Source organism: Gilvibacter sp. SZ-19 (genome assembly GCF_002163875.1).
Lineage (GTDB): Bacteria > Bacteroidota > Bacteroidia > Flavobacteriales > Flavobacteriaceae > Gilvibacter.
The window spans coordinates 1,849,925-1,864,855 of sequence record NZ_CP019333.1; the positions used below are offsets into that span (position 1 = coordinate 1,849,925).

Here is a 14,931-nt window from a genome sequence, read left to right on the forward strand (position 1 = left end):
GTCTTAGTCTTTCCACTCAGCGATAAACAAATTGGTGTCTCGCGTGCCGCCGTTATTTCTGTTAGACGAGAAGGCCAAATAGCGACCGTCATTAGAAAACACAGGGAATGCGTCAAAGGTCTTGCCATGGGTAATTCGCTCTAAGTTGCGACCGTCTAGGTCTATCATATAGAGGTTAAACGGAAATCCGCCGGCATTTTCGTGATTACTGGAAAAGATGATCTTCTCTCCAGAAGGGTGAAAGAAAGGACTCCAGTTGGCATTGCCTAAGTTGGTAAGCTGTCTTAGGTCCGATCCGTCTGCATTACAGATGTAAAGCTCCATTTCTGTAGGCTGTACCAGGCCACGTGCCAAAAGGTCTTTGTATTCTTTGATCTCTGCTTCGGTTTTTGGACGACTTGATCGGAAAATGATCTTGCTTCCATCCGGAGAGAAAAAGGCTCCGCCGTCATAACCAAGTTCGTCTGTGATCTGCACCACATCACTACCGTCCAAGTTCATGGTATATAATTCCAGATCGCCAGAACGGGTAGAAGTAAATACAATACGGTCTCCTTTAGGCGATACGGTAGGCTCGGCATCATAACCGGGTTCATTGGTCAATTGCGCAGTAATGTTCCCTTCTAGATCGGCAACAAAAATGTCAAAGGAATCGTAAACCGGCCAAACGTATTTACCGTTCTCACGCAGCGGTACCTCCGGGCAATTCTCGTCGACCAAATGGGTCGAGGCGTAGATGATATGCTTGTTGTCTGGTAAGAAATACGAGCAGGTGGTACGTCCATTTCCGGTACTGATCATTGGTGGCTGTTTGTCCATTAGACTTTCGCCAACATTGAGTAAGAACATTTGGTCACACTCCACTCCCCATTTTCCGTAATCGGACTGGAAAATCATCTGTTTGTCGTCAAAACTCCAGTAAGCTTCGGCATTGTTGCCGCCAAAAGTTACCTGTTTAATGCTTTTAAAGTGCTTCTCCTCCGGATAGATAAGGGTGTCAGAACTCATCTCCATCATGTTAGGACGCTCTTCGGTTTTTGGTTGAGCATCGCTGAGATTCTCGGTTGGAGTCTCGCCTGTATTTTGCTTACAACCAATCAGTAATATTAGTAAAGCAAAGATTGGGATACGGATCATTTTTGAACTAATTTTGTGCAAAAATACGGATATGAGGGCAATTATTGGCATCCTAATAGCAATCGCTTTGATCGGTTGTAAGAAAGAAGTTGAAAAACCAGTGAGTATGCAAGATGATGTGGCTTTTTTAGCTTCGGATTCACTCCAGGGAAGAGATACCGGAACGCCTTATGAATTGATGGCTGCGGATTATATCCAAAAGCGTTATGGAGCCTTAGGCTTGGAGCCCAAAGGAGCTGGTGGTTACTATCAGACCTTTACCTTTACGCCTTCTAACGATCCGCATCGCGAAGCCACCTTTGACAGCATTGCCTCAGACGGAACCATTACAGGGACCAATGTGATCGGTTATTTAGACAATAATGCAGAAACTACCGTTGTTATTGGTGCGCATTACGACCATTTGGGCATGGGCGGCGAGGGTTCGCTTTACCGAGAAGGGCAAGCCATTCACAACGGGGCCGATGACAACGCCAGTGGCGTGGCCGTAATGCTCAATTTGGCTAAAAAGGTGCAAGACAGCGCCCTTACCAAGAACAACTTTCTTTTTATCGCTTTTTCTGGAGAAGAACTGGGCCTTCTAGGGTCTAACTTCTTTGCTAAGAATCCAACCATAGACTTGGATAAGGTGACCTATATGATCAACATGGACATGGTGGGTCGACTCAACGAAGAAAAGCAATTGGCTGTGCACGGCGTTGGGACCTCTCCTGTTTTTAAGCAGACCTTGTTTGTGAACAATAACGACCGTTTTCAAGTATCTGAACACGAGTCTGGAGTTGGACCATCTGACCACACCTCTTTCTACCTACAAGATATTCCTGTCTTGCATTTCTTTACAGGACAACATGAAGATTATCACAAGCCCGGAGATGATGCTGAGAAGCTGAACTACGAAGGTATGGAGGCTATTTCAAGCTATATTTTCGATATTGTCAAAGACCTAGGAAGTCAAGGAGAATTGGCCTTTAAGAAGACCAAGAATGAAAGCGAAGAGGTGCCGCGTTTTAAGGTTGGCTTGGGTGTAGTTCCAGATTATTTATACAGCGGAGAAGGGATGCGCATAGATGGAGTTTCAGAAGATCGTCCGGCCCAGCGAGCTGGTCTTGTCAAGGGTGATATCGTTGTAAAAATGGGCGATTCAACCGTGACAGATATGATGAGCTATATGCGCGCTTTATCGTCCTTTGAACAAGGACAAAAAACCAAAGTGATCGTTCAGCGTGACGGAAAAGAAGTGACCGTAGAGGTTGAATTCTAGGCGCGACTAAAGAGACTTTTAAAGAACACGTAGCCAAAGCCTATAAAGAGCATCAGGTGGAAAGGGAACAATCCGAAGTCACCCCCCTGATCTCCCACCACAAAGGCAGAGTACATTCCAAAGCCAAAGTAGAGCATCAGTAGTCCTTCTACTATGATGTTAGGCGATAGATTCTTTCTGAGGTATTTATTGCCCTTCCAGCTGTCCTTTAAACTGCTGATGTTGAATTTAGGTGTTCTGATAAATTCGCTCTTTTTCCCAATATGACCTTCTAGAACTGCAATTGAATTGTGCAAGGAGAAGCCCATGGCAACAGAGAAGAAGGTAAAGAACATGCCTATATATTCTAAGAAGTTCTTCCAACCACCACCATATATATTGCGGTAGGTGAACCAATAACAAATAAAGAAGATCACCGTGCTGATAACAAAGAAACTCATCACGATGAAATACACCTTCAAGTGTTCATACTCGTTTTTTATGTAGAGGATAGGGATACTCAAAATCGCTACAATGAGCACGTTCAAGAACATGGTACTATTTAACAAATGCAGTATTCCATGCACTTTGGTCTTTGCAGAAATGTTCTGACTCTTAAGTAGCCTGGAAAGCATCTTTCTAAAGTTTTCTGCACCGCCTTTGTTCCAACGGAATTGCTGTGAACGTGCTGCAGATATGACCACTGGTAACTCCGCAGGAGTCTCCACTTCTTCCAAATACTTGAATTTCCAATCCTTGAGTTGGGCGCGGTAAGACAGGTCTAAGTCTTCTGTCAAGGTATCGCCTTCCCAGTTCCCCGCATCGATGATACACGCCTTGCGCCACACCCCGGCGGTTCCGTTAAAATTTATAAAGTGCCCTTTAGAATTGCGCCCCACTTGTTCTAAGGTAAAGTGCGCATCCAAGGCAAAAGCTTGAACTCTTGTAAGTAGAGAATAGTCTCTGTTGAGATGCCCCCAGCGGGTTTGCACCACTCCGATCTGCTCGTCTTTAAAGTAAGGAATGGTCTTTTTTAGCCAATCGGGTTGGGGTAAAAAGTCTGCATCGAATATGGCGATATATTCTCCTTTTGCAGTTTTAAGCCCCTCTTTTAAGGCCCCTGCTTTAAAGCCCACACGATCTTCTCGGCTCAAGTGAACAATGTCTAGACCTGACTTCTGCAACTCGGCGATCTGTGCAGCCGTTTTCTCAAAGGACTCGTCGGTAGAATCATCCAGTACCTGAATTTCTAATTTGTCTTTGGGATATTCGAGCTTCGCAATATTGCTCAAAAGACGCTCCATAACATAGAGCTCATTGTACACGGGTAATTGAACCGTCACAGCAGGAACCTGTGTGGGGTCGCTTAAGTCGAATTTTGGAGAATTGCGTTGGGTTCTTCTGGCACGCAGATAGTTGAACAACAAATTCAGCTGCGCCAAAGCATACATGAATATCATGATCAGCGCTGCCGAATAAATGATCAATATGAGCGTTTCGAGTATCATCCTTTTATACTGTATTTAAAAATCCACCCCAAGATTTTTACGCCTGCAAAGATAGCACCTTTTACTGTTCCAGAAACCTTGGAAACCCCAATTCTATTGCGATATTTGACCGGTAACTCCCGGTAGCTGTACTTCTTTTTCAGCGCTTTTAGTTGCATTTCCACTGTCCAGCCATAGGTCTTGTCTTCCATGTTCAGGGCTAACAACTTGTCGTACTTTATGGCTCTGAACGGTCCAAGATCTGTAAATGTCGATCTAAAAAAGACCTTCATTAAAGTAGTGGCTAACCAGTTGCCAAATATTTGCGGCCCGGTCATAGAACCAGCCTCTCGCAATTCCGGAACGCGCGCTCCTACGACAAAATCAATATCGTCTTCTACAATTGGGGCCACAAGTTTAGTGAGTTCTTCTGGGTAATCGCTGTAGTCTCCGTCTAAGAAAACAACAATATCGGGCAAGGGTTCATTTGCGGCGATGTAATGCATCCCTTTCAGACAAGCATAACCATAACCTTTGCGCTGTTCTTGCAAAACAGTAGCTCCTGCCTCTTTGGCTTGCTGTTCCGTCGCGTCCGTTGAGTTGTTGCTCACCACTATAACCTCAGTAACAGTAGCAGGAATATCTCTAATTACCTTACCTATGGAATCTTCTTCGTTATAGGCAGGTATAATTACTTTTATAAGGGGATTCATCGAAACGATATGTCGGGATTGTCTTTTTTAAACTCGCGAACCGAACTCCATTCTCCAACCTTTTTGTCGGCTATATATTTTTCGGCAAGTACGAGTTTGTTGCCTACATAGCGCAGACAATACCCGTTCTTTTGGTTGTTCTTGTATTGGAATTTACTCTTCTTTCGGCTGCCAAGTTCGTAAAAAATCCACCAATTCTCTATGCTTCCCCAGACAAAGTGTCCTTCTTTTTTTAACTGGCCTTGCGCATAGTAGAAGTGCCAGTAACCATGCATTGTATCTTCTTGGTAATGTCCTTTTGCCGCTACTTTCCCGTTGGGATGGTAATAGATCCAGAAATCGGTCTTTAGTTGGTTGGTCAACCAGCCTTCGGCCTTGAGTTGTCCGTCTGGGAAGTAAGTCTTGTGGTAGGTCTTCTCTAAAGCAAATGTGACCTGCCACCCCAAAAGGAGTAACAAGCCACTGCAGATTATTTTACTTTGTAATTCCATTACACAGCTTTAGACGTTGCTGTGCTAATAGCCTAACGCTATCGCTGTGTTTTTTTGGAATTTTTTATTATTTCTGATTCACCAAGGCCATAAGGTCAACATCATTGCCCAGCAAAACATCTTTGGAGTTGATACGGCCCTTGGTGTCGGCATTTTCCAATTTAAGTACTCCACGAGGGCATACTGCGGAGCAGATCCCGCAACCCACACAGCTGGCGCGTACTATGTTTGCTCCTTTCTGAGCATAGGCACGAACGTCTATTCCCATTTCGCAATAGGTAGAACAGTTTCCACAAGAAATACATTGCCCGCCGTTTGTAGTGATTCTGAATTTAGAGAAAAGACGCTGCTGCAGGCCTAGAATAGCCGCCATAGGGCAGCCCATTCTACACCAAACGCGGTTTCCAAAAATGGGGTAGAAACCTGTTCCTATCACACCACTGAATACAGATCCGATTAAGAATCCATAAGTAGATCGCACTTCGTGAGTTTGAAAGAGCAAAAGCGTATTGGTAGTTGAACTGAAATGCAAGCCTATTAAGGCCAAAATGATTACCAGGTAACCAATAGCTCCGTAACGAGCATCCTTTTTAAGTTCGTGTCTTTTGTATTTCCAGATCAATCCAAAGATCAGTGTTAGAACAACTCCAACGCTAATTAAAAAAGTACTTTGACTAAACCAATATTTGCTGCCGTCTCCAAGGTAAGAGTGAATTACACCTGTGGTGGTCACTACTGCAAAAACCAAGACCGAATGTACTACCCAGCGCTCCACTCGCCAGGCCATTCTGGACTTATCACTGAGTTGTCTAAACGAATCTCCAGCCGTTTCTGCCAAGCCTCCGCAACCACAAACCCAGCTGCAATACCAGCGTTTTCCGTAACGGTAAGTGAGTATAGGGGTAATGACCAAGATGGAGGCAATTCCCCAGATAAGTAAGGTGAGGCCAAAACTGCCATTGATCAATAAGGCATCAACATTCCATTGATCAAACAGGTAATAGTTGAGAGGCCAAACGTTCTTAAGGTCGTAATAGGGTAGATCTCCATTAAGACGAGCCATGATCTCAGGGATCAAAAAGGCAAAGACCGTCTGAAAGAACATCACACTCCCGGTGCGGATCTTTTCGTAGGTATTGTGGCGGTATTTCCAGATGAATTTGATACCAAAGGCCAAAATGGCCAAAGTGTAAAGCGTTCCGTATACAAACCACTGGCTAGCAGGTTGGCCTTTTAAGGCGTAGCTCAAGGGGTCAAAAAGTCCAATAAGCCCAGTGTTTTCTGCACCACCACTGCCTTGACCTAACAGCTCTGCAAAGAAATACAAGACAATGTAAAATCCGGTTAAACTGATCCCGGCTACCCAAGCCCAAAAGCCTCGGTTGGAGATAGATTTTAACCATACGCCGTGGTTTTTTATTCCTGGTAAGGTGTCTTTATACAAGGATTTGCTATACACCAGGATACCAACGCCTATAGACAGCAAGGCCAAGCTAAGCCACAAGCCTTGGTTGGGTAAACTCACATTAAACGTTGCCAAAGTGAGGATGCCCAAACCGAATAAACCGAGTAGGGTTCCTATTTTTTGTCCTGTTTTCATGGCTACCGGAGGCCCTCCAGCTAAGCTCATGGATTTATCGACTCTACTCATGATTATGCGGTTTGTAATTGATTGGCAAATGCCTGATTAATACTGTTTTCAAAATGTGCAAAGAACTCCGGGTCAAAGTTTGCTTGTTTGAGATTGGCCATCACGTAATCTACATCACGTGCTTCCGTCAGCCAGCGGTCAAACACTTCGTGTCTCATACGGATGCCAAAGGTGTTGATTCCCAAGAAGAGTCTACTGTCTTTGTGGTAGGCCACCGTGATGCATTTGGTATCATCTTGGTGGGCCCAATGAAAATGTTGCTCGTAGTCTTTTTTGTTGCGTTCGCTAAAGACCCAGCCGTAAGTTTGGTATTCGATATCAAAGAACTTAGCCGAATTAAACCAATGACCGGGCTTGTACTCGGTTGGGTTGCCACAAAGGGTTTGCGCCAAAGCTTCGCCCATCATGCGGCCCGTGTACCACACGGCTTCAATTGGGCGTCTGTTGCCTATGGCTTCACGCTGCTCCGCGCAGTCGCCAATGGCGTAAACATTCTTGGCCGAAGTTTCTAAAAGGCGATTGACCTTAATACCCCGACCTAATTCAATGCCGCTGTCTTTTAAAAAGTCAATATTGGGAGAAACGCCTGCCGTAAGACCTACTAGGTCACAGGCTAGCTCTTCTCCGGTTTCTTCAATAACAACAGCGCGGGCACGGCCGTGCTCGTCCGATAAGATCTCCTTGAGGTTACTGGCAAGTCTTAGATCTATATGGTGATTTTTGATGTGTCTGTTGATCATTGCACTCTCCACGTTGGGTAATACACCATTCCAAAAACTATCCTCTCGAACTAAAAAAGTGACAGGAATACCTCGAGTACTGAGCATTTCTGCCAGTTCTATACCTATAAGTCCTCCTCCAACTATAACAGCCCGTTTGCAAACTTCTTTGTTGGGAGCATTAACTTCTAAAAGGTCTAGATCTTGCTTAGAATATAAGCCTTGAACTCCTTGCAGGTCTTGTCCGGGCCAACCAAACTTGTTCGGTTTTGAGCCAGTGGCTAACACCAGTTTGTCGTAGTTCAAAGAGCTGCCGTCTGCAAATTGCAAGCTCTTGTTTGCCGTGTCTACGGATTCCACAAAGCCGCGTTTAAGTTCAATTCGATTTTCCTTCCAGAACCAATCCTCGTAGGGTTTGGTGTGCTCGTATTTCATGTGTCCCATATAAATGTACATGAGCGCGGTACGTGAAAAGAAGTGGTCGGTTTCGGCAGAGATGACGGTGATCTTATTATCCGATAATTTGCGCACATGTCGTGCGGTAGTAATGCCGGAGATCCCGTTGCCAATGATTACAATATGTTCCATTCTGGTGAGTTAGTTGTGCGATCAGTCGTACTTAAAGTTAGCAACATTACACAGATCAGCAATATAGAATGGCTTTAAATTTTGTTGGTGACTGTAAGGTTTTGGAAATTCTTGTTTCAGAATTTTTTTTGGATTTCTGTGTAAGTAATCAAATCGAGGCTTCGACCTAAAGGACATCAAAACCAAAAAAATAGACTATGATCTCGCTACGATATATCACTTTTTTATGGCTGATGCTACCGGGTCTATCGGTGGCGCAAACAGCCGATTTCTTTGCAAAGGCAGATGCTTTTTTTAATGCGCATGTTTCCAATGGGAAAGTAGATTATAAGGGCATTGCTGCGGATGCGACCGAGCTAGATGCCCTACTGAGTCTTGCCGCTGACATCAGCGTGAACCCATCCGAAGCAAATAACTATCAAGCCTTTTGGATAAACGCATACAATCTGGCTGTGATTAAGGGAATTGTTGCCAATTACCCCATCAATTCGCCGCTGGATAAGGCAGGATTCTTTGACAAGACCAAATACAATTTAGGTGGCGAAAAGATCACCTTGAACGATATCGAAAACAAAAAATTACGTGCTGTATTCAAAGATGCACGCGTACATTTTGTGCTGGTTTGTGGTGCCCAAGGATGCCCCCCACTGATCAGCAAAGCCTACACTCCAAATAATGTGGAATCTCTTTTACAACAGCAAACAGAGCTGGCGGTAAACAATCCGGATTTCATCAGAATAAAAGGAAAGAAGGTAGGCGTCTCTGAGATTTTTAAATGGTACCAGGAAGATTTTGTGACGCAGGAGCAAACCCTTATCGGGTTTTTGAACAAGTACCGAACTACCCCCATCGCGGAGGGAGCCAAAGTGAGCTACTACAGCTATGACTGGCGCCTGAACGCTCAATAATACATTTTTTAAGTCTTCTGTGTGTTCAAGAGTTTGATACAATAACTCTTGAACCACAAGAAGCACAAACTAAAAGAACAACTATGCAAAAGAAAATAATGCTAACGGTCTTCTTAGGCCTGATTAGCCTTGGCTTAACAGCCCAAGACGACGAACAAACAGCGGGGTCTGTAATTCAAACCTTAACCCCATCAAAATTAATTGGAAAGGGTCAGTATGACCTCAAATGGTTCAACAACCTTTACACTCAAACAGAAAGTACCTTTACCGATGGCGTGGAACCTCGTGAAACTTTCTTCACTTCAACCTTAGAAGCCTATACAGGTATCGGTGAGAACCGCCGTTGGAATCTGGGGGTGATCTTGGAATTTAGAAGTAATGTGATTGCAGATCGCGGCGCCTTAGAGGTCTTTCAGTTCGATGGAGAACGCGGAACGGCTCGCAGTGGTTTCACCTCCATTGCGCCTTCTGTGAAATTTGTACCGCTTAAGAATGTCAATAACTTCTCTATTCAGAGTTCCTTTTTTATCCCTTTGGTAGATAATGAGGTAGAAGAGGGTGTCTTTCTAGATCAAGACGGTTTCATCTGGCATAACCGTTTCTTTTACGACTATACCTTTGCGGGAGGAGATTGGCAGCTATTTACAGAACTCAACTCAGAATTGAATTTTGGAGACAAGGCAGACAGCTTTGCCAACAACAGTTTGCGGTTAACACCTGGAGTTTTCTTGAGTTATTTCCCAAGCAGTAAATTCACCGTACTTGCCTTGGCGCAACATTCGCAACTAATAGATCTGGGGAGTAATTTTTCGCAAGACTTTACAGCGCTTGGTGGCGGACTAAAATACCAATTGACACAGGAGCTCAACCTAGAGGCCTTGTATACCAACTTTGTAAGAGGAAACGACACCGGCCTTGGGGAAACCTTTAATATTGGGTTAAGAGCCGTGTTTTAACCGAGGGAGTTTTGTAAATTCATCTGCTAATAAAATTGCAGATGACCCATACGCTTAAAATTTTTATCATCGGATTGATAGGTGCTGTGACCTTGTCCTGCGCCCAGGAACAACGCAAATTAATTAACGGTGTTAGTTATGTAGCGGCAAGAAATCCGACAGACAATAGTGAGGTAAAGCACGTTTTAGATGTGAATGCCAATTTTGCTGCGGTGATGCCCTTTGGTTTCATCCGCAGTTTAGATACACCAACTATTATCCACAATACCGAGAGGCAGTGGTTTGGTGAAACTCGGGCAGGAGCAACTCAGTATATAAAAGTGCTTAAAGAAAATGGCATAAAGGTCATGGTCAAACCACAGATCTGGATTTGGCGTGGCGAGTTTACCGGCTTTATGAAGATGAAGACAGAAGCAGATTGGAAAACCTTAGAGGATTCTTACCGTTCCTTTATACTTGAGTATGCTCAAATGGCTGCAGAAACTGGAGCCGAGATCTTTTGTATAGGGACCGAGTTGGAGCAGTTCATTGTTAACCGACCTGATTTTTGGAATGGGCTAATAAAAGAGATCAAAGCGATCTATAGTGGTAAACTTACCTATGCTGCCAATTGGGACGAATACAAACGGGTGCCTTTTTGGAATCAACTGGATTACGTAGGTGTTGATGCTTATTTTCCGGTTTCGGAGAGTAAAACGCCAACCGTAGAAGAAGCCAAAGCCGGTTGGCAACGCTGGAAAGAGGAACTGGCTAGCGTTAGTGCTGCGGCAGGACGCCCTATACTTTTTACAGAGTACGGTTACCGTTCTACCGATTTTTCTGGGAAAGAGCCATGGGATAGCGATCACACCAAGACCACGGTGAATTTAGATGCGCAAACCAATACCACACAGGCGCTGTTTGAGTCAGTCTGGTCAGAGAGCTGGTTCGCCGGAGGTTTTATCTGGAAATGGTTCACCTTTGACGAGCGTATTAAAGGCACAGAAGACAGTCAATTCACACCTCAGAATAAACCCGTAGAAAAGATCATTCAACTACAGTACGCCAAACAGTGAGACCCTTAATCTGCATTGCAGTTCTTTTATTGTCGTTTAAAAGCTTCGCACAGGAGGTCTCTGAGATCATCTTTCAAGAAAACAAACGTTCTAAAACGGCTTTTTTGCAGAATTTGGTTGAGCTAAGACCGGGAATGACACTGGATTCCACGCAGCTAGAACGCGATGTGAATTTTATGATCCGCTTGGCGGGAGTTTCACATGCTTATTATCAGGTGCACCCTAAAGCAGATGGGACGTTAAAAGTAGTTTATGGCGTTCAAGACAATTTTACTTTAATTCCGCAGCTCAATGTTTACACAACTAACGACGATGAGTTTGCCTATCGTGTAGGACTATACGAATACAATTTTTTGGGCAGGAATATTACCATAGGTGGCTTTTATCAAGATGATATTTTTTCTTCCTTCGGATTGAATTTTAGAGCGCCAAATCTCTTTTCACGTAAGTTTGGGCTTGCGCTCAACTATGGAGACATTACCACCCTAGAACCCGTATTCCTAGAATCTGGAGATGCAGACTACCGATACAACAACACCTCTGTAGAGGCCTTGGCGTTATACCAGTTTAATTTCTTTCATTCGGCCCAATTGGGGATCAATTTCTTTAATGAGGATTACGACTATGTGGAAGGCGCAACACAAGCTGGAATCCCCTTGGATTTTGACGTGGATAAGCTGCTCTTTAAGGGTATATATGAATACCGAAATGTCGATTTCTATTTCCAGTATTTAGAAGGCTTTCGCAGTATGCTCAATTTGCAATACGTGGTGAGTTCGGAAGCAGTTTTGCCTGACTTTTTTATTGGTTGGAACGATTTTATCTACTACAAACGCGTGGGTGAGCGCGGAAACTGGGCCTCGCGACTACGAGTTGGTCTAGCGTCAAATGACGAATCGCCTTTTGCTCCTTTTGCCGTAGATAATAACTTGAACATACGCGGGGTGGGGAATATCATAGATCGAGGTACTGGCGTTATTGTGCTCAATACAGAATACCGCCACACCCTTATCGACAAAGACTGGTTCGTCTTGCAAGGAAATGTCTTTGTCGACAGTGGGAGTTGGCGTAATCCGGGGGGAGACCTAAGCGATTTTGGCGATAGTCAGAACTTGAGGATATATCCTGGAGTCGGTCTTAGATTCATCCATAAAAGAATCTTTAATGCCATATTTCGTATCGACTACGGCTACGGGATAACCGATAAAGCCACCCGAGGGTTTGTGTTTGGGATAGGTCAATACTTCTAAAAGCGATTCGGCAGACTCAGTTTTCCTTTTAAAGTGAACTCATCGGCAATGGCTTGATCTTTCAGCTTAGTGAAAAAACTGGGCGAATTGTACGTGATTCCATAGGCTGTTCTATCCAATTGTGCATCAAAGGTGATCGTGATGAGCTGGTCGGTAATATTTATCCAGGCTGGAATCTCCTCGCTCACGGCCTTATTCTTAATGGACATTACGCCTTGAAGTTTACAAGTGCCGTTAGCCAAGTCTACAGGATCTGTCAAGGTGAAAACAGCTTGAGGAAATACTTTTACATCAAAGAAGTCCTCGTTGCGCAAATGCTTTTCCAAACGTTTGTTCTCTTGGCTTAGGGTTTTCATATCTACAGCTACAACCAGCGCTGTGATCTGTCCATTCTCTATGGTGATAACCGCTTTTTCAACGTCTAGCGTACCTTCTGGAGCATAGCCACCCATGGCTGCTTTGCCTTGCCAAGTAAGGGGTTTGTTGTTGTTGAGTTCAACGGTTTGTTGAGCTGCAACCCAATAGGAAGTCAGCAGTAATGCCAGCAATAATAGTTTCGTTTTCATAGTGTTTGTATTAAGGATTGAGTAATTGATCGGTTGTGTGAATGCGCGCATAACCGCACACTTTTCTACCGTCAGGAGTTTCTGCAATAAAGTACCACAAGGCCCAACCTCCAAATAGCGAATCGCCTACACGCCAATTGTCTGCCCAAACATAAGGCTGACCTTGCAGCAGTTGTCCGTCTTTGATCCCAAAGCTTTTTTTAAGATCGCTTAAGGGGTATTTTCTGCGGAGGTTCCATTGGTCGTTGTAATAGAGGTAGGCGCCGTATTCTACAATTTTTACAGGAGCTTCGTTAGACATAATGGCCGTTGCATGCTTCCAATAATATTGGTCTTTGATCTTAACCGGGTGATTCACTTCTGGAAATTGCATCACATCCAAGCTTTTTGGAATACCTTCCAGGGCCTCAGGAATTAATCCTTCTGGAGGAGTTCCGTAGTTGACCTGTCCCCAAGAGAGTGAAGCCAACAAAAGTAAAACGTATGCCAAGGCTCTCATTAGTCTTCGGTTTTAGTAGCGATCCATACGGCTAGAAAGTTCCTATCTATCGCGTGAGTACTACCGTAGAGCTTGCCGTCTTTTAAATAGAAACTGGTATTGTAAGAGCCGCTATTGTCTCCTGAAACCAAGGCCCCGTATACTATACCGCGTTGGGTATTCAGTTTTCCGTTGGTCAACCGCACACCTTCACGGTAAAAAGTGCCTTCAAAACTATCGCCACTGATCTTCTCTATCCGCATCATGGCGAAGTTGTTGTCGGTGCTGTCCTGCGGGCTCATGTCTAGTTTCCAGGTTCCTATCAGTTCTTGAGTTTCTTTAGATTCTTGACTGCAGGCTGCAAGTGGAATTAAGATGCAAATAATTAATAGGGTTTTTAAATTGTTTTTCATCGGATTGAATTTTAAGCGATCACGTGGAGGTGATTCGAATTACAATCCAAAGGTGGGTTATCTGTCTCTAAGAATCGTCTCGTTTTTAGAAATGAGACCTTTTTGTACTAAAGGAAGAGGTGTCAATTTGATAATTGACACCCTAGATGCCCCTATTTCAGGGCGCTTGGAGACTTGCCGGTTATTTTCTTCACGGCTCTGTTAAATGAGGCTTTAGAATTGAAGCCGGCTTCGTAAGCCAGACTTAAAAGCGTGTATTGTTCATTTTTTGGGTCGGCCAATAGGGTTTTTACAGCCTCAATGCGATAGCCATTGACCAAGTCGTTGAATTTGGTGTTGAGTACTGCACTGAGTGATTTGGTGATGAGGTAAGATTTAGTTTCGAGCAGATCTGCCAATTTTTTAACGCTCAGTTCCGGATCTCTGTAAAGTTGTTGTTCCACCATGGCAGCGGTGATTTTTTCTGCCAAGGGGCGGAGTTGTTCGAGCTCTTTCTCGGAGACAGTCGCACTGCTTCTAAAGGCGTCTTCATTTCTTCTGGAAAATCCTTCGAGACCTAACCAGTAGGTTATCGCAGCCATCCCAACAAAAACCGGATGCCCATAGAACAAATTGCTGTTATAATTGAAAAAGAAGTAGTCAATACCAATGCCAATTAAGTACAAGGCTGTAAAGACCAATAAAACCTGAATAACGCGTTTTATCCAAACTACACGCTCAGGGATTATCCTAATCTGCGGATCGCTCAACGCCTGATTGAGTGCTTTGACAGCCTTGCGTGCGTAGATGATGATCAGGGTGGCAGAAATGACAAACATGGTCGGGTAGTGCATCCAAACCACATATCCCCAATAGCCCAACCAACTCAGGCTTTCACGGGTACCGTCCCAATAGAAATTCTGGCTTTTGATAAAAAAGCTCCACAACACCTCTATCAGTACAGGGATAAAATGCAGTAAGTGGATCCGCTGTAATTTAAATTTTGGCCTAACATAACTCAGCACAAACAAATAGAGCAATGGGCCGTAAATCCAATTGTATTCCAACAGCACGTGATACCAGAAATCATAGCGCCCAAGCTCAAAGATCTTCATGGTCTCAACAATGAGTCTGTAGGAGAAAAAGAAAAGAATAGCAGCCAAGAATCTATTGGCTAGTGGGTGCGGGCCTTTGCTCTTCCAGAGTATTATGCCAAAGGTTATGCCTTGAATAGCTCCTGCACAGAGCAAAACGACCAATAATACTTCCAAGGCTTCCACTTCCTTAAAGATAGGGAAGT

Annotated in this window: 15 protein-coding genes; 5 read left to right on the forward strand and 10 right to left on the reverse strand. The window is 44.1% G+C overall.

Going from position 1 to position 14,931, the window contains the following annotated elements; translation table 11 throughout:
• Window positions 1–3: 3 nt before the first annotated feature.
• On the reverse strand, window positions 4–1,134 hold the full coding sequence (locus BTO09_RS08540) for a TolB family protein (protein WP_369826913.1): 1,131 nt from the start codon (window positions 1,132–1,134) through the stop codon (window positions 4–6).
• A gap of 34 nt (window positions 1,135–1,168) precedes the next feature.
• On the opposite strand from BTO09_RS08540, the gene BTO09_RS08545 reads away from it, so the two are divergent.
• On the forward strand, window positions 1,169–2,398 hold the full coding sequence (locus BTO09_RS08545) for a M20/M25/M40 family metallo-hydrolase (protein WP_087524369.1): 1,230 nt from the start codon (window positions 1,169–1,171) through the stop codon (window positions 2,396–2,398).
• On the opposite strand, the gene BTO09_RS08550 is transcribed toward BTO09_RS08545, so the two are convergent.
• The 5 genes from BTO09_RS08550 to BTO09_RS08570 all read right to left on the reverse strand — a co-directional run bounded on the left by BTO09_RS08550 (window position 2,395) and on the right by BTO09_RS08570 (window position 8,026).
• Window positions 2,395–3,885 carry a cellulose synthase family protein gene (locus BTO09_RS08550; protein ID WP_087524370.1) on the reverse strand — a complete coding sequence of 497 codons (1,491 nt, stop codon included), beginning with the start codon at window positions 3,883–3,885 and terminating at the stop codon, window positions 2,395–2,397. The genes BTO09_RS08545 and BTO09_RS08550 overlap by 4 nt on opposite strands.
• Window positions 3,882–4,577, reverse strand: coding sequence for a glycosyltransferase family 2 protein (locus BTO09_RS08555; RefSeq protein ID WP_087524371.1), 696 nt, complete (start codon window positions 4,575–4,577; stop codon window positions 3,882–3,884). The genes BTO09_RS08550 and BTO09_RS08555 overlap by 4 nt, the downstream gene beginning before the upstream one ends.
• Window positions 4,574–5,068 (reverse strand): toxin-antitoxin system YwqK family antitoxin, encoded by a 495-nt coding sequence (locus BTO09_RS08560; protein ID WP_087524372.1) that lies wholly within the window; start codon window positions 5,066–5,068, stop codon window positions 4,574–4,576. The genes BTO09_RS08555 and BTO09_RS08560 overlap by 4 nt, the downstream gene beginning before the upstream one ends.
• A gap of 67 nt (window positions 5,069–5,135) precedes the next feature.
• Window positions 5,136–6,719, reverse strand: coding sequence for a 4Fe-4S dicluster domain-containing protein (locus BTO09_RS08565; protein ID WP_087524373.1), 1,584 nt, complete (start codon window positions 6,717–6,719; stop codon window positions 5,136–5,138).
• 2 nt (window positions 6,720–6,721) lie between these two features.
• Window positions 6,722–8,026 carry an NAD(P)/FAD-dependent oxidoreductase gene (locus tag BTO09_RS08570; protein ID WP_087524374.1) on the reverse strand — a complete coding sequence of 435 codons (1,305 nt, stop codon included), beginning with the start codon at window positions 8,024–8,026 and terminating at the stop codon, window positions 6,722–6,724.
• A gap of 197 nt (window positions 8,027–8,223) precedes the next feature.
• On the opposite strand from BTO09_RS08570, the gene BTO09_RS08575 reads away from it, so the two are divergent.
• From BTO09_RS08575 to BTO09_RS08590, 4 genes are all read left to right on the forward strand, one after another.
• On the forward strand, window positions 8,224–8,934 hold the full coding sequence (locus BTO09_RS08575; protein WP_087524375.1) for a DUF547 domain-containing protein: 711 nt from the start codon (window positions 8,224–8,226) through the stop codon (window positions 8,932–8,934).
• 83 nt (window positions 8,935–9,017) lie between these two features.
• A complete protein-coding gene (locus BTO09_RS08580) occupies window positions 9,018–9,890 on the forward strand; it encodes a hypothetical protein (RefSeq protein ID WP_087524376.1) in 873 nt (290 codons plus the stop codon).
• 41 nt (window positions 9,891–9,931) lie between these two features.
• Entirely contained in the window at window positions 9,932–10,945 is a 1,014-nt protein-coding gene (locus BTO09_RS08585; protein WP_157663470.1) for a glycoside hydrolase TIM-barrel-like domain-containing protein, read from the forward strand.
• Window positions 10,942–12,195, forward strand: coding sequence for an outer membrane protein assembly factor (locus tag BTO09_RS08590; RefSeq protein ID WP_087524377.1), 1,254 nt, complete (start codon window positions 10,942–10,944; stop codon window positions 12,193–12,195). The genes BTO09_RS08585 and BTO09_RS08590 overlap by 4 nt, the downstream gene beginning before the upstream one ends.
• On the opposite strand, the gene BTO09_RS08595 is transcribed toward BTO09_RS08590, so the two are convergent.
• The 4 genes from BTO09_RS08595 to BTO09_RS08610 form a co-directional block, all read right to left on the reverse strand.
• Window positions 12,192–12,761: a YceI family protein gene (locus BTO09_RS08595; protein ID WP_157663471.1), complete on the reverse strand. Its 570-nt coding sequence runs from the start codon at window positions 12,759–12,761 to the stop codon at window positions 12,192–12,194. The genes BTO09_RS08590 and BTO09_RS08595 overlap by 4 nt on opposite strands.
• Before the next feature lie 10 nt (window positions 12,762–12,771).
• On the reverse strand, window positions 12,772–13,260 hold the full coding sequence (locus BTO09_RS08600) for a hypothetical protein (protein WP_087524379.1): 489 nt from the start codon (window positions 13,258–13,260) through the stop codon (window positions 12,772–12,774).
• Window positions 13,260–13,652 (reverse strand): hypothetical protein, encoded by a 393-nt coding sequence (locus BTO09_RS08605; RefSeq protein WP_087524380.1) that lies wholly within the window; start codon window positions 13,650–13,652, stop codon window positions 13,260–13,262. The genes BTO09_RS08600 and BTO09_RS08605 overlap by 1 nt, the downstream gene beginning before the upstream one ends.
• A 152-nt stretch (window positions 13,653–13,804) precedes the next feature.
• Window positions 13,805–14,911 (reverse strand): AraC family transcriptional regulator, encoded by a 1,107-nt coding sequence (locus tag BTO09_RS08610; RefSeq protein ID WP_087524381.1) that lies wholly within the window; start codon window positions 14,909–14,911, stop codon window positions 13,805–13,807.
• Between the last annotated feature and the right edge of the window lie 20 nt (window positions 14,912–14,931).